General features: G+C 61.1%; 15 protein-coding genes. 2 read left to right on the top strand and 13 right to left on the bottom strand.

Annotated features, from left to right (window positions below):
* The first annotated feature begins 138 nt into the window (after window positions 1–138).
* Window positions 139–2,145 carry a sigma 54-interacting transcriptional regulator gene (locus ACL2XP_RS04405; RefSeq protein WP_413737347.1) on the top strand — a complete coding sequence of 669 codons (2,007 nt, stop codon included), beginning with the start codon at window positions 139–141 and terminating at the stop codon, window positions 2,143–2,145.
* Between the two features lie 672 nt (window positions 2,146–2,817).
* Here ACL2XP_RS04405 and fdhF read toward each other — a convergent pair.
* The 13 genes from fdhF to ACL2XP_RS04470 form a co-directional block, all read right to left on the bottom strand.
* On the bottom strand, window positions 2,818–4,977 hold the full coding sequence (gene fdhF, locus ACL2XP_RS04410) for a formate dehydrogenase subunit alpha (RefSeq protein ID WP_413737348.1): 2,160 nt from the start codon (window positions 4,975–4,977) through the stop codon (window positions 2,818–2,820).
* Window positions 4,978–5,038: 61 nt separating this feature from the next.
* Window positions 5,039–5,578: a 4Fe-4S dicluster domain-containing protein gene (locus ACL2XP_RS04415; protein ID WP_413737349.1), complete on the bottom strand. Its 540-nt coding sequence runs from the start codon at window positions 5,576–5,578 to the stop codon at window positions 5,039–5,041.
* Window positions 5,579–5,871: 293 nt separating this feature from the next.
* Window positions 5,872–6,315 (bottom strand): hydrogenase maturation peptidase HycI, encoded by a 444-nt coding sequence (gene hycI / locus ACL2XP_RS04420; RefSeq protein ID WP_413739082.1) that lies wholly within the window; start codon window positions 6,313–6,315, stop codon window positions 5,872–5,874.
* A 149-nt stretch (window positions 6,316–6,464) separates the two neighbouring features.
* On the bottom strand, window positions 6,465–6,866 hold the full coding sequence (locus ACL2XP_RS04425; RefSeq protein ID WP_413737350.1) for a formate hydrogenlyase maturation HycH family protein: 402 nt from the start codon (window positions 6,864–6,866) through the stop codon (window positions 6,465–6,467).
* Window positions 6,859–7,641 (bottom strand): NADH-quinone oxidoreductase subunit B family protein, encoded by a 783-nt coding sequence (locus ACL2XP_RS04430; protein WP_413737351.1) that lies wholly within the window; start codon window positions 7,639–7,641, stop codon window positions 6,859–6,861. Before ACL2XP_RS04430 ends, ACL2XP_RS04425 begins: the two co-directional genes overlap by 8 nt.
* Complete coding sequence (gene hyfH, locus ACL2XP_RS04435) at window positions 7,638–8,189, bottom strand: hydrogenase 4 subunit H (protein ID WP_413737352.1); 552 nt, start codon at window positions 8,187–8,189, stop codon at window positions 7,638–7,640. The genes ACL2XP_RS04430 and hyfH overlap by 4 nt, the downstream gene beginning before the upstream one ends.
* A gap of 11 nt (window positions 8,190–8,200) precedes the next feature.
* Window positions 8,201–9,940, bottom strand: coding sequence for an NADH-quinone oxidoreductase subunit C (locus ACL2XP_RS04440; protein ID WP_413737353.1), 1,740 nt, complete (start codon window positions 9,938–9,940; stop codon window positions 8,201–8,203).
* The gene (locus tag ACL2XP_RS04445) at window positions 9,937–11,550 is read right to left on the bottom strand and encodes a hydrogenase 4 subunit F (protein ID WP_413737354.1); all 1,614 of its coding nucleotides are present in this window, start codon (window positions 11,548–11,550) and stop codon (window positions 9,937–9,939) included. Before ACL2XP_RS04445 ends, ACL2XP_RS04440 begins: the two co-directional genes overlap by 4 nt.
* Window positions 11,551–11,555: 5 nt before the next feature.
* A complete protein-coding gene (gene hyfE / locus ACL2XP_RS04450; RefSeq protein ID WP_413737355.1) occupies window positions 11,556–12,206 on the bottom strand; it encodes a hydrogenase 4 membrane subunit in 651 nt (216 codons plus the stop codon).
* A gap of 11 nt (window positions 12,207–12,217) precedes the next feature.
* Window positions 12,218–13,657: a hydrogenase 4 subunit D gene (locus ACL2XP_RS04455; RefSeq protein WP_413737356.1), complete on the bottom strand. Its 1,440-nt coding sequence runs from the start codon at window positions 13,655–13,657 to the stop codon at window positions 12,218–12,220.
* An 18-nt stretch (window positions 13,658–13,675) separates the two neighbouring features.
* Window positions 13,676–14,626, bottom strand: coding sequence for a respiratory chain complex I subunit 1 family protein (locus ACL2XP_RS04460; RefSeq protein WP_413737357.1), 951 nt, complete (start codon window positions 14,624–14,626; stop codon window positions 13,676–13,678).
* A gap of 11 nt (window positions 14,627–14,637) precedes the next feature.
* Complete coding sequence (gene hyfB, locus ACL2XP_RS04465) at window positions 14,638–16,653, bottom strand: hydrogenase 4 subunit B (RefSeq protein ID WP_413737358.1); 2,016 nt, start codon at window positions 16,651–16,653, stop codon at window positions 14,638–14,640.
* 2 nt (window positions 16,654–16,655) lie between these two features.
* Window positions 16,656–17,300 carry a 4Fe-4S dicluster domain-containing protein gene (locus ACL2XP_RS04470; protein WP_413737359.1) on the bottom strand — a complete coding sequence of 215 codons (645 nt, stop codon included), beginning with the start codon at window positions 17,298–17,300 and terminating at the stop codon, window positions 16,656–16,658.
* Window positions 17,301–17,836: 536 nt separating this feature from the next.
* Here ACL2XP_RS04470 and hypA point away from each other — a divergent pair.
* Window positions 17,837–18,181, top strand: a complete 345-nt coding sequence (hypA, locus tag ACL2XP_RS04475; RefSeq protein WP_413737360.1) for a hydrogenase maturation nickel metallochaperone HypA — start codon at window positions 17,837–17,839, stop codon at window positions 18,179–18,181.
* Window positions 18,182–18,206: the final 25 nt, after the last annotated feature.

An 18,206-nucleotide genomic window follows, 5' to 3' on the forward strand; every position in this document is an offset into this window, starting at 1 on the left:
CCTGCGGCTAAATCGCGATTTGGTGACATAATGAAATGCCGCATCAGATCAAATTAATGAATAGGGTGAATATTATTTCCGCCGGGTCTGCTTTAAAATGCGTTGAGGAATTAATATGAAGACTATGAAAAAATCCTGATGCTAAAAACGTCGAATGATACCGAAATTAACGGGCAGTGGCAGGACGCGCTAATCCAGATCTCGCAAAAAATATTTTTCCAGCGAGATATGGAGGGTATTTTGTCCGCATTATTGCCGTTGCCGGTACCTTGCCAATTCGTCGATTTGCTGCTGTCGTTGCCGCGCAAACATCTGCGCTGCGACCGGGATGACGTGGGCGTAACGGCGGTGCCGGAAAATAGCGCCGATGAATTGCCGGAAAATCATAGCCGCTGCGAGCTGCCGGTTATTTCTCCCCGCCGCCGGTTCGGCGAGGTGTGGTTCACCCGCGCCGACGGCTATCATTACAGCCGGGACGAGCGGTCTTTTTTACGTCGTCTGGCGCAACTGCTGGCGCTGGCGCTGGAAAATCTGGCGACCAATGAGACCTTGCGCAACGAAAACGATATGCTGCGCCATGAGCGCGATCACCACCGGATTCTGGTGGATGTCACCAATTCGGTGCTCTCCTGCCTGGATATGGACGCGCTGGCGGCGGAAGTCTCCAAGGAGATACACCGCTTTTTCGGCATTGATTATATCAGCCTGGCGCTGTGCGAAGGCAGCGGCGATAACGCGCATCTCAACGCCTATTTAACCCACTATAGCCCCGGGCAACCCATGCGGCGCGAGCAAAAACGCGTGCCCATGGCCGGTAATGTCCTGGCGGCCCGGGTGCTGGCGGAGGCCCGGCCCCTACTGGTGGATTTGCAGGATTCGCCGCAGCCGATCGCCGACGATCCGCATTTGCTGGATATGCATAATGCCGGGTTGCGCACGCTGTGCCTGCTGCCGCTGGCGTTTGGCCATAAGTCGCTGGGCATCCTGAAACTGGCGCAGCACCAGATGGATACGTTCAGCGAGGCCAATTTGCGGTTGCTGAGCCAAATCAGCGCGCGCATTGCCATTGCGGTGGACAACGCCCGTTCTTATGACGAAATCACGCGCCTGAAAGATAATTTAGAGCATGAAAATATCTGGCTGAACGAGCAGATGCACGATAGCGGCAGCTTTGGCGAAATTATCTGGCAAAGCGCGGCGATGAGCGCGCTGCTTGAGCAGGTGGAGATGGTGGCGGACAGCGACAGTACGGTGTTGATTTTGGGTGAAACCGGTACCGGCAAGGAGCTGATTGCCCGCGCCATCCATAATCACAGCGCGCGCAGCGGCAAGCGCATGGTAAAGATGAACTGCGCCGCGGTGCCGTCCGGTCTGTTGGAAAGCGATTTGTTCGGCCATGAGAAGGGGGCGTTTACCGGCGCCACCACGACCCGCCAGGGGCGGTTTGAGCTGGCGGAGGGGGGGACGCTGTTTTTGGATGAGGTGGGGGATATGCCGCTGGAGTTGCAGCCCAAGCTGCTGCGCGTATTGCAGGAGCGCGAGATAGAGCGGCTGGGCGGCAGCAAGGTGATCCCGGTCAATGTGCGGCTGATCGCCGCCACCAATCGCGATTTGAAGCATATGGTGGCGGATCGGGAGTACCGCAGCGATTTGTATTATCGGCTGAATGTGTTTCCGATCTTTATCCCGCCGCTGCGCGAGCGGCCGGAGGATATTCCGCTGCTGGCCAAGTTTTTTACCCAGAAGATTGCCCGGCGCATGAATCGGACGATTGACAGTATTCCCGTTGATACGTTGCGCCGGCTTAGTCAGTTTCCCTGGCCGGGCAATGTGCGCGAGCTGGAGAATGTGATAGAGCGGGCGGTGATCTTGACGCGCGGGACCACGCTTAATTTGCAGTTGGATGAGTTGCAGCATGCGGCGCTGCCCCCGGCCGCGCCGTCCCCCGCGCCCCAGGCGAGGAAAAAGCCCGAGGCGTCGCCGCCGGAAAATGATGAGGCCGAGCGTCAGCGGATTATCCAGGCGCTGCGCGAGGCTAACGGGATTGTGGCGGGGCCGCGCGGCGCGGCGATGAAGCTGGGGGTGAAGCGTACGACGTTGCTATCGCGGATGCAGCGGTTGGGGATTTCGCCCCAGGAATGGTGAGGGGGAGGGGGCCGGTAGGTTACCGGCCCCCGGTTCGTTAAGCGCGGATCGGTGTGAGCCCGGCGGGCGGCGGGTTTACCGCGCCAGGAGGTGTTCGGGCGGCCAGGGAAATGGCCGCCTCAGCCCCCACGGCACGGTTCCCCGCCGTTTGGCATGGGCGCCGTTCCAGCGGTTAAGGTGCTTGAAACGGCGCGGCATGGGCGGGCGGCGGGTTTACCGCGCCAGGAGGTGTTCGGGCGGCCAGGGAAATGGCCGCCTCAACCCCCACGGCACGGTTCCCCGCCGCCTGGCATGGGCGCCGTTCCAGCGGTTAAGGTGCTTGAAACGGCGCGGCATGGGCGGGCGGCGGGTTTACCGCGCCAGGAGGTGTTCGGGCGGCCAGGGAAATGGCCGCCTCAGCCCCCACGGCACGGTTCCCCGCCGCCTGGCATGGGCGCCGTTCCAGCGGTTAAGGTGCTTGAAACGGCGCGGCATGGGCGGGCGGCGGGTTTACCGCGCCAGGAGGTGTTCGGACGGCCAGGGAAATGGCCGCCTCAGCCCCCACGGCACGGTTCCCCGCCGTTTGGCATGGGCGCCGTTCCAGCGGTTAAGGTGCTTGAAACGACGCGGCATGGGCGGGCGGCGGGTAAAAAAAAGGCCGGTATTTTACCGGCCGTTGGTGTGCGGGAGTTATCAGGCGGGGGTGATGGCGTCATCCACCGCGTTTCTCAGGCGCGCTTTGAGTTGGCTGTATTCGGTTTGTACGTAGCTTTCCGCCCAGCGTTGGTCGACGATGGCCTCCAGTTTAACCGCGCAATATTTGTATTCCGGGGTTTTGGAGATCGGATCGAGGTGATCGATGGTCAGTTCGTTGCAGGCGCCGATCCACCATTGGTAGGTCATATAGACCGCCCCGAGGTTGATGCGCTCGCTTACCGAGGCGCGGGTGATGACTTTGCCGCGGCGCGAGGTGACCCATACCAATTGCTGGTCGCGGATGCCCAGCAGTTCGGCGTCTTTGGGGTTGATCTGCACATAACCCGGTTCGTCGGCCAGGGTGGCCAGGGCGGTGCAGTTGCCGGTCATCGAGCGGCAGGAGTAGTGGCCCACTTCACGTACGGTACAGAGCACCAGCGGGAAGTCGCCGTCCACCAGATCCATCGGCGCGCGCCATTCGGCGGCGAACAGCAATCCTTTGCCGCCCGGACGGTCAAACTTATCGCCTTCATAGAGCCACGGGGTGCCCGGGCTGCTTTCTTCGGTGCAGGGCCACGGGATATAGCCGTATCCGGCCAGTTTTTCGTAGGTGGCGCCGGCGTACAGCGGGCAGAGGCCGCGCAGTTCGTCCCAGATTTCTTTGGTATTGTTATAGTGCATCGGATAGCCGAGGGCGGTGGCCAGCAGGCTGATAATTTGCCAGTCCGTCTTGACGTTGAACTTCGGTTCGATGGCTTTTTCAAAGTGCTGGAAGCCGCGATCCGCCGCGGTGTAGACCCCTTCATGTTCGCCCCACGAGGTGGAGGGCAAAATCACATCGGCTTCGGATGCGGTTTTGGTCATAAAGATGTCCTGCACGATCAGCAGGTCGAGCTGTTTGAACGCCTGGCGCATCACCGAGAGATCCGGCTCGGTTTGCAGCGGATCTTCGCCCATCACGTAGTTGGCCCTGATTTCGCCGCTCAGGATTTTATGCGGCACGTCCGTCAGGGTAAAGCCGGGTTCCGGGTCCAGGGATTCCACGCCCCAGGCGCGGGCGAATTTTTCGCGCGCCGCCGGGTCGGCCACCGGCTGGTAGCCGGGGAACATATTCGGCAAGGCGCCCATGTCGCAGGCCCCCTGTACGTTATTCTGGCCGCGGACCGGGCCGACGCCGACGTTGGGTTTGCCGAGGTTGCCGGTGAGCAGCGCCAGGCCCGACAGGCCTTTAACCACATCCACCGCCTGGCCCCACTGCGTCACCCCCATGCCCCATAAAATGGTGGCGGTGGGCGCGGCGGCGTACATGCGCATGGCTTCGCGGATTTGCTGGGCCGGCAGGCCGGTGATTTCTTCCACGTATTCCGGGGTGTATTTGGCGACAATGGCCTTGTATTCGTCAAAGCCTTCGGTATGGCGCGCCACGTAATCGGCGTCGTACAGGCCTTCGGCGATCAGGACATTGGCGAACGCGTTGACCAGCGCCATGTTGGAGCCGTTTTTCAGCGGCAGCCACAGGTCGGCCAGGCGGGCGGTTTCAATGCGCCGCGGGTCGCAGACGATGACCTTGGCCCCTTTTTGCTTGGCTTTTACAATGCGCCGGGCCACGATGGGGTGCGAGTCCGCCGCGTTATAACCGAACACCAGCAGGCATTTGGTATCTTCAATTTCGCAAATGGAGTTGCTCATGGCGCCGTTGCCGAGGGTGACCTGCAAACCCGAGACCGACGGGCCGTGGCAGACGCGGGCGCAACAGTCGACGTTATTGTTGCCGGTGACCGCGCGGGCGAATTTTTGCATGACGTAATTGGTTTCATTGCCGGTGCCGCGGGAAGAACCGGTATGCATTATGGACTTGGCGCCATATTTTTGCTTGATATCGCGCAGGCGGGAACTGGTATATTCAATCGCCTCGTCCCAGGAGACCTCTTCCAGATTGCCGCCTTTTTCACGGCGGATCATCGGGCTGCGCAGCCGCGGGGTCAGCAGGCGGGTGTCATTGAGAAAATCCCAGCCGTAATAACCTTTCAGGCACAACTGGCCCTGGTTGGTGACGCCGTCGGCCCCTTCGGCGCCCACGACATTACCGTTTTCAACCAATAAATTGATCTTGCAGCCGGAGCCGCAGTACGGACATACGGTAAGTGCTTTATGCATTATGCCATACCCCTTGTGGAGGATTTTTTACTGATAATCCAAAGATTAATATAATAAGCGGTCATGACAGGATGGCGCTGAAGCCTTCCAACGCGGCCCGCTGCCGTTTTTTCAGTTTCATCATTTCGACGCTTTCATGGGTCATCAGCACCAGCGCGTCGGTGGGACAAACGTTAACGCAGGCCTGGCCTTCGGCCCGTCCCGCGCACAAATCGCATTTCTGCGCTTCCGCCTTGATGCCGTGTCCCGCCATGGGATTGCGATCGTCATAAATATGGCGCGTCACGATATCCATCGCGCCATACGGGCAGGCGACGGCGCAGGTTTTGCAGCCGATGCATTTTTCCTGCAACACCTGTATGGAATCCGCCGCGTGGATAATGGCGCCGTTCGGGCAGGCGTTGGCGCAGGGTGCATCTTCACACTGGCGGCAGAGCACCGGCGTACTGATGTTCCATTCTTTCACCACTTTGAGCCGCGGCAGAAAGTTTTCGTGATTAAGCGCGCCGGGCAGGTTGCCGTTATGGGCCATTACGCAGGCTATTTCACAGGTAAAGCAGCCAATACATTTTTGTGGATCAGCAATAACGAACCGGTTCATTCATTTCTCCTCGCGGTTCCGACTGTCGTTGTTTTCTCGGCCGCCAACCTCGGCGGTATTATACCCTTATATAAAGCAGGGTTTATGCCAGTTTGCGCCATACCGGCATTTTTTTTAATTATGTGATTAAAGGCGGTAAATCCGCCGCGATCGCCGGCATGGCGGCCCGTTATGCCGCCGCGGCGGTTGAAGCGGCCGCCCGTGAGAGGAATAGACACCGGCGGTGACGTGGGGCCGCGGCCATGGCGTCGACATAAATGACGACACCATGCCGGATCGTCACCCGCCCGCCGTCAGCGCGCGCCATCGTCACCGGCCAGCCGGGGGAAGCCCCCGTCGCCGCGCCAGTTCGCCAGCCGCTGGTAGACGATATTGACCGCCGCCGTCACCCGTTCGGTCATGGGGTAATAAAACGCCACCAGATCGGGCTGGATACCGACAAACCATACCTCGGCGACGTCGGCGGATAATTGATCGATCACAAAGCTCAGGGGAAGATTATGGGTGCTCATGATAAACATGCCGGCGATATCCCGCGGGTCGATAAGCCGGATTTCCCCCGGGGCGAGGGACATATCGGCGGCATCCACCACCACTACGCGGCGCGGGCGCAGGGCGCGCACCCGGTGAACCACGTTTTCCGGCGCGGAGCCGCCGTTGATTACGGTCCAGCCCGCCACCGGCCGGCGGGTCATGATGTCCGCCAGCAGCGGACCGGCGCCGTCGTCGCCCATCATGCTGTTGCCTACGGTAAGCACCACGTCGCCGCCCTGCGGGTCATCGACGGCGGGGCGCGCATCTTGCGCCGCCGGCGGGTTATCCAGGTCCGCCGCCCCGCCGCCGACCGGCAGGCCCTCGGCGCCATCGCCGAGGGTCCGCGTCCGGCTCATAACACTCTCCGTACAATCAGGTAAATGGCCGGCTCGCGGGTGATTTCCGCCAGCAATTTGATTAATTGGGTGCTCCAGGTATTAAACGGTTCCGGCTGGGTAGCGCTTAGGGGCGCAAAGGCGTTGGCCAGCAGATCGGTATGGGTGCTGTCGATGACGATTTCGCCGAAGGTGAGCAAACCGTGCATCTTGCGCCGGGCTTCGCCCTCGGGCAGTAAGGCGATCCACTGCTGGAACTGGTCCAGCGGACAGATGAATTCTTTGTTCAGGCAGTCGATCACCCCGACATGGTGGCCGATGGCCAGCGAGTAGTACATCACTTGCTTGGCCTGGGCGGGCATGTCCTCGTCGCTATCGAGGAACTTCTGGCGCAGCGACCAGAAATAGACGTCAGCCATGATGCGCCTCGCTGTCCAGGGTCAGTACCAGCCGTTCGACAATTTCCCGCAGGCGCGGATCGTCGGCGCGCTTGAGCCATTCGGCCACGCGCTGCGCCAGGGTTTGCGGCGTGGCGCCCGCCAGCAGGGACAGCAGCGTATCGCTGATTTTGCGCCCCTCGCGATAGCCGGCCAGCAGCCGGGCCTCGCGCTCGATCAGTACCCGGGTGTGCAGCGGCACGTCGGGCAACAGCAGCGCCGCGTGCTCGTCCGGCTGTTCGGTATGGACTTCGCCCTTGAGTTTCTGGTCGAGCAGACCGAGCGCCACCGCGAAACCGTAGAGGGTGGCGGCGGGCGTCGGCGGACAGCCGGGGATCCAGACATCAATCGGCACGATGCTTTCGCTGCCGCTCCATACGCAGTACAGATCGTGGAAAATACCGCCGCCGCAGCCGCAGGCCCCGTAGGAAATACAGATTTTCGGGTCGGGCGCGGAAGCATAAGCGTGCAGGGCCGGCACCCGCATGGCGCGCGTCACCGCGCCGGTGAACAGCAGGATATCCGCATGGCGCGGCGAGGCGACCACCTTGATACCGAAACGCTCCGCATCGAACAGCGGGGTAATGGCGGCGAAAATCTCGATTTCACAGCCATTGCAGCCGCCGCAGTCCACCCGGTAGACATAGGCCGAGCGCTTGATGTTCTTAAGCAGGGTCTTTTTCAGCGCCAGCGTGGGTTCATCGGGCACGACGGGTATGCTGATGTGATGTTTTAACGGGATATCGTGCTGGCTCATTGGTTATCTCTCCCCGAGTCGTGCTGTAAGCGCAGGTCGCGATTGCTCTGGAGGTTTTGCCGGCGCTTACAGTCCGGACAGGTTTCGAACTGCGGGCGCAGCGCTTCCACCGCCCCGGCGTCCAGGCCGGAATGCGCCAGTAGCGCCATGGTGTAATCAATGGATTTTTTTGCGGTGAAGGGTTGATGGCAAACCCGGCACGCCTGCAAGGTAAAGGTGGCGGTCACATACAGATCCGCTTTTTGCGTCACCGCCATCTCGAACTGTTCCGACAGCACGATGGCGCGGGTCGGGCAGATCTCCTCGCAGCGGCCGCAAAAAATGCAGCGCCCGAGAAATAGCTGCCAGCGCCGCTCGCCGCCGGCCAGATCGGTTTCCATGGTCAGGGCGTTGGCTGGGCATACGCTGGTGCAGGCGGCGCAGGCGATACACTGCGTAGGGTCATACTCCGGCTTGCCGCGGAATCCCGGCATCACCTCCAGCGGCTTGAACGGGTACTTCACCGTTGGCTCGCCGGCGTTCAGAATGGTTTTAAACAGTTTGAACATGGTTCAACCCTCTACTTAAGCGGCGAATGGGTGCGTTCAATGCCGTAGCGTTCCAGCTCTTGATAAGGCACGGTCTTGGCCTTGCGCTTGTTGATATCCACCAGCGTCACGCGATCGGTACAGGAGTAGCAGGGATCGAGGCTGCCGATAATCAGCGGCGCATCGGAAATATTATTGCCGCGCAGCATATAGCGCAGCACCGGCCAATTGGCGTAGGTGGCGGCGCGGCAGCGCCAGCGGAACAGCTTCTGGTTATCGCCCAGCATGCTCCAGTGCACGTCTTCGCCGCGCGGCGCCTCGGAAAAGCCCAGGGCGAATTTATGCGGCTGGTAGGTAAAGCCTTCGGTAAGCAGCGGTCCGCCGGGCAGGTTATCCAGCCCGAATTCGATCATCGCCAGCGAATCCAGCACCTCTTTGACCCGCACCATTACCCGCGAATAGACGTCGCAACCGTCCAGGGTAAACAGCGTTTTCGGCAGGTTGGCGTAGTTGGCGTAGGGATGATCGAAACGCAGATCGCGTTTAAAGCCGCTGGCGCGGATCATCGGCCCCACCGGGCTGAAATCGCGCGCGACCTTCGGGTCAAGCCGGCCGATGCCCTGGGTGCGCTGGGCCATATTCGGCGTACTGAGCAGCATATCCACCAGTTGCACGAAGTCGGCGCGCATTTCCGCCACCAGCAGCAGCGTTTTAAGCCGCTGCTCTTTGAGGATGTCGCGGCGGATGCCGCCTATCAGGTTCATGCCGTAGGTTTTACGCGCGCCGGTCAGCAGCTCCGCCATGGTCATGGCTTTTTCCCGCACCCGGAAGAACTGCATAAAACCGGTATCAAAGCCGACAAAATGGCTGGAAAGGCCGATATTCAGCAGATGGCTGTGCAGGCGCTCCACTTCCAGCAGGATGCTGCGAATGGCGTGGGCGCGCGGCGGCACGATAATGCCCAGGGCGTTTTCCACCGAGTTGGTATAGGCCACGCTGTGGGTAAAACCGCAGATACCGCACACCCGGTCGGACAGGAAGGTGACTTCGTTATAACCCATACGGGTTTCCGCCAGTTTCTCCATGCCGCGATGCACGTAAAACAGGCGGTAGTCGGCGTCGACGATCTGCTCGCCGTCCACAAACAGGCGGAAGTGGCCCGGTTCATCCGAGGTAATGTGCAGGGGGCCGATGGGCACCACGCGGGTCTCGCCGGCGGCGGCGTTCTCGAAGGGATAGGTTTCGGTTTCGGTGGTCGGCGTCGGGCGCTGGCGGTAATCCATGCTGTCTTTACGCAGCGGATAGAGGTCTTCCGGCCAGTCATCGGGCAGCACCAGGCGGCGCTCGTCGGGCAGGCCCACCGGGATCAGGCCGTACATATCGCGAATTTCGCGCTCGCCCCAGACCGCCGCCGGCACGCGCGGCGTCACCGACGGGAACTCCAGGGTAATGGCGCTCACCAGCGCCTTGACTATCACCCAGCACTTCTCGCCTTGTTCCATGGACAGCACGTAATACACGGCGTAATCACCGCACAGGGTGCGCTCGTCATTGCCGAACAGGACCGATAGCCAGCCCCCCTGATCGTAATATAAATATTCCACGATTTCCGGCAGGGCGTTGACCTTTACCGTAACGGTGATTTGGTCGCGGGTTTGCCAGGCGTCATCAAGGATCGCGGCAGGAAATTTTTGGCGCAGGTTGGCAACATAGGTCGCACCCAGCTTCTCACCGCTGTATCGAGCGTCGGTAACGGATGTTTCGTGAGTCACTTTACTTCTCCTGACGGGGTAGGGAGGTTCACAGGTGCCGCCACGGCGGGCTGGCCGTCGTTAACGGCCGCCCGCGCCTGCCACGGTAAATGCAAAATGGGTTGGGTCGAGCCGGCGGGCAGGTCGAGCACGATGCGCGTCGCGGATTCCAGCAGGGTCACCACCGGTTTGGGGATATAGATGCCCATGACCAGCATCATCACCAGCAGAGCGGAGGTGGGCAGTATGGTCATTAATCCCAGTTCGCCCCGGGCGATCTCTTTAGGCGCATCGCCAAACACCGTGGCGGTCACCAATCTGACCAGGCCGCTGAGCACGATGGTCAGGATCAGCAACAGCACCACCGCCAGCACGATATGGCGGGCCTGGATGCCGGCGGTCACCACCAGGAATTCGGAAATAAATACGTTGAACGGCGGAATACCGCCCAGGCCCAGCGCGCCGCCGGCCAGCAGCATGGCGCTCACCGGCATCACCTTGATCATGCCCTTGACCGCGTTCATATCGCGGGTGCCGTATTTCAGCAGGATATTGCCCGAGACGCAGAACAGCAGCCCCTTGGCCAGACTGTGGTTGATGACGTGCAGCAGTGCCGCCAGCACGCCGATGGGGCCGCCGAAACCGATGCCCACCGCAATCAGCCCCATATTTTGCACGCTGTGATAGGCCAGTTTTCGTTTGATATCATGTTGGGAAATAATGAAAAAGGCCGCCACGGCCACCGACATAAAGCCGAAAATCAAGAATAAAGGCTGGGTAAATTGATTGCCGATGCTGCGGTTGATCAGGATGTAATAACGCAGGATCACCAGCAGCGCGCATTTCAGCAATACCGCCGACAGCAGGGCGCTGGTGGGGCTGGGCGCCTCGCTGTGGGCGTCCGGCAGCCAGGCGTGCATGGGGAACAGACCGCTTTTGGTGCCAAACCCGATCAGCACGAAAATAAATGCCAGATGCATCAGGGTCGGGTCCAGCCGGGCGGCGTTGGCCATCACCGAGGTCCAGAAAATGGCGTTGCCGGGATCGGCCATGACGCTGGCGGCATTGGCATACACCAGCACCGTGCCGAACAGGCCGAACGCCACCCCTACCGTACAAATGATCATGTACTTCCAGGCGGCTTCCAGCGAAGAGCGCTGGCCGTATAATCCCACCAGGAAAGTGGAGCTCAGGGTCGTGGCTTCGATGGACACCCACATCATAATCAGGTTATTGCTGGTGACCGCCAGCAGCATGGTGAACAGGAACAGATGGAAAAAACCATAGTAGACGCACAGCGTCGGCACGGTGATTTCGCCGTGATCCACTTCGTTGCGCATATACCCCAGCGAGTAGAGTCCGGTAATAAAGCCCAGCACGCCGATTACCAGCAGGAAGGGCAGGGTCAGCCCGTCGAGATACAGCCAGTTATGGGCGACGGTGATGGTGCCCGCATCCATGGCGCGATACACCATGGCCAGGGACAAGACCAGCATCACCGTTACGCCCAGGGTATGGAAAAACGTCGTCGCCCGGCGCGCGCTGTTACCCAACGCCAGGCTGGCGAAGGCCAGCAGCGAGGTGGCAAGGGGCGTTGCCAGCAGGGCGAACAGGAGTTGCGAGTTAGTCATGTCATTCATCCCTTCAGCGCCGTCAGTTGTTTAACATCCAGCGTGTTGAGCGTGTAAAAAATCTTGCGCGCCAGCACCGCCATGACGATTACCGCGAAGATGGCATCGGTGGCGATACCGACCTCCACCAATTCCGGCGCCCGATTGGCGAGCAGCGCCAGCGTCAAGTGAGCGCCGTTTTCCATCAGGCAATACCCGAAGGCCTGCTTGAGAATATTGCGCTGGGTAACGATGCACAGCAGCCCAATCAGGAAGTGGCCGAGCGAGACCGCCAGCGCCGGCTTGAGTTCAGCCACCATCGGCAAACGCACCGGGCCGACGATGAAATAACACAGTACGATAATGGCCGCCGCCGCCAGTATCAGCAGCGGCGGGCTGATAATGCCGCCGTCGGCCCGGGGATCGTCGAGCTTGCGAAACGCCCGGAACATAATGAGCGGCACCAGCACCACCTTGGTGGCAAAGGCGCTGATCGCCCACAGGTAAAGCTGTTGCGCCTGCAGCGTGTTGGCCAGGGTGAGAAAAATCAGCACCAGTACCAGGGATTGCAGGGCGTACAGCCAAGCCGAAGTGGCGGGCCGTTTGGCGGCGATCACCAGCAGCGAGGTGACAATCAGCAGCCCCGCGAGATTATTGACAATCAGAGATCCGGTCATACTCATCTTCCTTATCCAAGCCAGGCGACGGCAATAAAGCTGGAGCACAGCGACATGACTATCAGGACCACCAGCACCGCGCGCATGGCCAGCGGGACCGGGGCGGCCTGCGCCACCGCCTCGCTGGGCTTGCCTGGCACCACCCGTCCGAACCAGTAAAGCAGCCAGGCGAAGCTGGCGACGGACTCAATCAGCACCAGGATCATCAGCGGCGTCAGCACCCAGTACTGGCGCGACAGGGCGAAACCGGCGGCGAAAATCGGGAACTTGCTGAAAAAGCCGTTAAACGGCGGCACGCCGGTAATGGCCAGCGCCGCCACGCAAAAACCGATGCCCAGCAGCGGCATTTTGGTGATAACCCCTTTCAGGCACGGTAGCATGCGGGTGCCGCAGCTGTAGCTGAACGCGCCGGCCACCAGGAAAAACAGGCTCTTGGCGAAGGCGTGGTTAAAGATGTAGGCAATACCGGCGGTAAAGGCTTCTTTGGAACCGAAGATCGCCAGCGACAGGGCAAAAAAGATATAGGCCAGTTGGGTGATGGTGGACCAGGCCAGCAGCCGTTTCATATCTTTTTGCGGCAGATACATCAGGAAGCCGTAAATCATGGTGGCCACCGCCATGATCATGCCGACCCAGCCGATAATATGCGGCACGTCCCCCGCCGACAGGATGGCGCGGGCAAAGATATAGACGCCCACCTTGACCATGGACGCCGCATGCAGGTAGGCGCTGACCGGGGTCGGCGCCTCCATGGCGTCCGGCAGCCACGCTTGCAGCGGCAACTGGGCGGACTTGCCCCAGGCCGCCACCAGAATGCCGCCGAACACCACCAGCGCGGCGCTGCCGTGCAACTGGCCCAGGGCGCTCAGGGCGAAGGTGCCGGTGGTGATAAACAGCGTGGCCGCCGCCAGGTAGAGCCCGATGGACGCAAAGTGGGTGATCAGCAGCGCTTTCATGGCGGACCGCTGGGCTTTTGGCGTGTTGTAATAGCCGATCAGCCCCCACGAACAGCCGCCGGTGATTTCGAAAAACAGCAATTGGCCAAGCAGGGTGGAAGACAGCACCAGCCCCGCCATGGCGCCGATGAATACCAGCAGGAAGGCGTAGTACCGATTGGTGCCTTCGTGGGGATGCTCGCGGTTGCCGGTGGTGAGATAACCGGTGGAATACAGGCTGACCAGCAGTCCGAGGAACACCACCGCAAATACGATCAGGGTGCTGATGCGGTCGATGGTGATGCCGATCAGGGCCGCGTCGCCATACTGCAACAGGGTATAGGTGGTAGCGACTTTACCGCCGCTGAAAAACGCCTGCGCCAGCAGCAGCGTGCCAAGGGTGGCCAGCAGCGCGAACAGGGTGCAGAGCCATTTCGCCATCCGTTGGGGCAGGCAGGCGGTCAGCAGCGCGCCGACGAACGGGACCAGAACAGTCGCAAGGGCTATATTCTCCATAATGAATTTCCTGGCTCCTTAAAGTCCGGTGAGGTAAAAAACAAAGGACAGCGCGGCGACGCCGAACCCCAGCCAGGTCACGCGGGGGATTAATAAAAAGCGCCCGCGCGCCAGGCTATTTTCCAATAGGGAGGCGAGGGTAAATACCACGACCAGCTTGACGACGGTGGCCGCCAGCGCCCACAGCAGCGAGGGCGCGGTCAGTTCGGTTACTTTGCCGAAAGGAATAAATACCGCCAGGAACAGCTCGGCCATTACCACCTGTTTCAGGCCGATGCCCCATTTCACCAGCGCCAGGCCGGAACCGCTGTATTCCGTGAGCGGCCCTTCCTGTAGCTCCTGTTCCGCTTCCGCTACGTCAAACGGGATCTTGCCCATTTCGATAAAGGTGGCGAAACCGCAGGCCAGCAGGGCCAGCAGGGTGGCGGTGGGGGAAATCCAGCTTACCGACAGGGTGGCGCTGATGGTGCCGATGTTGGTGGAGCCGGTAATCAGCGCCACCACCAGCAGCGCCAGGATCAGCGTAGGCTCCACCAGTACGCCCAGCGTCAGCTCGCGGCTGGCGCCGATGCCGGCGAAGGTGCTGCCGGTATCCAGCCCGGCCAGCGAAAAGAAAAAGCGGAACAGCGCGAACAGATACAGCAGCGCGATCAAATCCCCCGCCGCGCCGAACGGCGATAGCCGGGTAAAGACCGGCAGGGTCATGGAGACCAGCAGCATGCTGCCCAGCAGCATGTAGGGCATGACGCGAAAGACCGGCCCGGCCTGCTCGGGCGCCACTTCCTGGCGTTTAAGCAGCTTGGCGATATCGCGATAATCCTGCCACAGGCCCGGCCCGCGCCGGGAGTGCATGCGGGCGCGGATCTGGCGGGAGAGGCCGGTGAGCAGCGGGGTTATCGCCAGCAGCAGTAATGCCTGCGCCAGCGCGAACAGCCCCATGGTCAGCGACGGCAACGGTTGTATCAACATGGTCTCTCTCCTCAGAGGGCGGTGGCTAGCAGCAGGATGACCAGCGCAGCGACCACGTACAGGCAGTAGATCCTAAAATCCCCGCCCTGCAATACCTGGACCTGCACCCCTAAACGCTGGGTGATACGTACCAATGGGTTGATAATACTGTCATCCCAGAACGGCTCTACCCGGCCGGCGCCCTGCGTGGTGCGCTCCAGCGCCCGGCGCAACGCGGGGGAGGGGTCGAGCTGGCGGCGCAGCCGGTAAAGGACGGCGAACATCACGCGCAGCGGCTGGGTAAAGCCGCCGGCCGACATGGCCATCAGCGGCTCCCAGCCATAACCGCAGGCCCAGGGATCGCCGCGGCGGCGATAGCCCGGCTGTCCGCCTTTGCGCAGCAGGTAAATCGCCAGGGGGATCAGCGGCAGGGCCAGCAGCAGGATAAATATCATCAGCGGCGACAGCATGGCCTGGCCGGCCTGCTGCGGCACCAGCAGCGCGCCCTGGACGACGGTGAAATCATGGGTATGGCTCAGGCCGGCGGCCACGTTGGCCAGCACCGGCGCCACCCACGACGCGCCCGCGCCGAGCACGACGCACAGCAGCGCCAGCAGCGCCATGGCCACGGTCATCTGCCAGGGCACTTCGCGCGCCTGGGCGGCCTTTTCGCTGCGGGCCGCGCCGCAGAAGCTAATGCCGTACACTTTGACAAAGCACATGGCCGCCAGCGCGCCGGTAATCGCCAGCATCACAATCGCCACCGGGCCGCTCAGGCGCATGATAAAGCTGCCGTCGTGGCTCATGGTGAATAGGGATTGGTAGGTGTACCACTCGCTGACGAAGCCATTGAGCGGCGGCAATGCGGAGATGGCCATACAGCCGATAAGAAACGCCAGGGCGGTGAACGGCATCAGCCGGCCCAGTCCGCCCATCTTTTCCATATCGCGGGTATGCACGCGCCAGATAATCGCTCCGGCGCCGAGAAACAGCAGGCCCTTGAACACCGCATGGTTGAGCAGATGGTAGAGCGCGCCGAGCAGGCCCAGGGCGGCCAGCACCGGATGGTGGGCGGCGATGCCGACCATGCCCACACCTACGCCCATCAAAATGATGCCGATGTTTTCCACGGTATGCCAGGCCAGCAGCCGTTTGATATCGTGTTCCGCCAGGGCGTACAGCACCCCGAGCACCGACGACACCGCGCCGAAGGCCAGCACCAGAATACCCCACCACAATTGGCTGGCGCCCAGCAGGTCGATGCCTACCTTGATAATGCCGAAGATGCCGATCTTGACCATCACCCCCGACATCAGCGCCGAGGCGTGGGACGGCGCGGCGGGATGCGCGCGCGGCAGCCAGCTGTGCAGCGGCAGCATGCCCGCCTTGGCGCCGAATCCGAAGAACGCCAGCAGGAACACCGCCGACGCGCCGGCCGGCGACAGCGACAGGGCGCGGAACGAAGCGAACTCCAGGCTGCCGCTTTGGCGCCACATCAGGAAGAACGCCACCATGATCAGCACCGAACCGGCATGGGCGATAAAAAAGTACAGCAGGCCGGCGTCCACCGATTCTTCATCCTGATCGGCAATCACCAGGAACCACGATGCCAGCGACATCATTTCGAAGAAAATGATAAACCAGAAGGCGTTATCCATGACCACCAGGGTCACCATCGAGGCGATGAACAGATTCATAAAGAACCCTATCGCCGCCGCGCCCCGGCCGATATATTCCCGCACATAGGCGATGGAATAGAGGGCGCAAATGGTCACCAGCAGCGAAATCACCAGCACCATAAAGGCCGCCAGGCCGTCCAGGCGCACGCTGAAGGCGGCAAACGGGAACGGACCGGCGGCGGTGTAGGCCAGCGTCTCGCCGCTCAGCAAGACCGGCGCCGCGGCCAGCAGCCCGAGAATGCCGCCGGCCATGGCCGTCAGGCCGGCAACCCAAATCGCCAGTGGTTCCCGGCGCGCCAGCAGCAGGGATAGCAGGCCGCCGATAACATACAGCCCAAGCGAACCGCCGAGTAATTGAAAGGCACCCATAGTTACTCCTGCTCCGGTGGCGTGGTGGATGAAGCCGCCGGCGGGATATGAGAAGACACATCCAGGTCGGCCGACAGAAAGCGCGCCGCGTACAGGCGCCGATTGCGGCTGGCCTGTTCCACGGCGCCGTCTTCTACCAGCACCAGCGCATCGGTGGGGCACACCCGTACGCATTGCGGGCCGCCGGGCAGGAAATCACACAGATCGCACTTCACCGCCACGCTCCTGACGCCGGCGTTCCAGGCCAGGAAAGGGTTCATGTTCTGCGGGCTTTCGGGCACGTCCGTCAATTGCTGCGAAGGAATAAAATGGGTGAATAGGGAAGGTATATTCACCGGCGTACTGCCGGACGGCGTAATGGCGCCGAACGGGCACGCCAGCCCGCATAGCTTGCAGCCGATGCACAGGCTTTCATTCAGTACGATAGCGTCGGAGCCGTGGGTAATGGCGTTTACCGGACAGACGCGGGCGCAGGGCGCATCTTCACAATGGCGGCAGAGCAACGGCGCGGTATATTTGTCGGTGCGCGTTACGGACAGTCTGGGATGCGACTGCAACCCCACGGCCTTATGCACCTGGGTACAGGCGGCCATACAGGTATTGCATCCAATACAAAGCTGTGGCTCCGCGATAACAAAGCGGTTCATAACCTTCTCCTCCAGGAGAAACGGATGACGGTCAGGCTGCATGCTGAAATGTTGCTGGCGACTAAAGCATATTCCATGCCACTAGTGTGGTTATAGCCGCGGGGCGCCGCCGGCCGCGGGCTGGCGTCCGCCGCCCTCGCGGCCGGGGGGCCGCCGATAGGGCATATCGTCATAAGTGTCGATCGGGGAAGCCGACCGCCCTTCGTCATAAATGACGACGTGTTGGAACGGACGCCAGCGCAAGGGTGATAACAATGGGTTTAGTTAATTTATTGATTTATATTATTAAATCGGTGTGGATTTTTATGCTGGGCTGCCGCGGACGGCGGTTTGGCGGTGGCATCGGTTTTGCATAGGTTTATAGATTGGCAGGTAGCCGGTAAGCAACGCGCGCGATGGCGGTTTTGTATGAGGTCTGGCACAAAGCGGGACCATGGCGCATGACAACCGCCGCCAACTGGCGGAGTATTGGGCGGTGCTATTTATGATTATGAACGAATTTTATTTATGAACAAATTGCCTATGCATGCATTGCCATGCACGAATTGACCCTGGCGCAAAACACGCTTGAGATCCTGGAACAGCAGGCGCGGTTGAACGGCGCCCGGCGCGTGACCGGCGTCTGGCTGTCCATCGGCGCGTTTTCCTGCGTGGAGGCGGAGTCGCTGCACTTTTGTTTTGACCTGGTTTGCCGCGGTACGCTGGCGCAGGGGTGCCAACTGCACCTGGAGCAGCAGCCGGCGCAGGCCTGGTGTAACGATTGCCGGCAGCGAGTCACCTTGCCCGACGCGCCGATTCTGGTTTGTCCGCTGTGCGGCGGCCGCGCGCTGCAAACCGACGCCCATGACAATATTCAAATCAAACGACTGGAAGTGGCCTGATTTCTCGGCGCCGGGTCATTTGATA

It is taken from the genome of Sodalis sp. RH21 (genome assembly GCF_047324175.1).
Classification (GTDB): Bacteria; Pseudomonadota; Gammaproteobacteria; order Enterobacterales; family Enterobacteriaceae; genus Acerihabitans.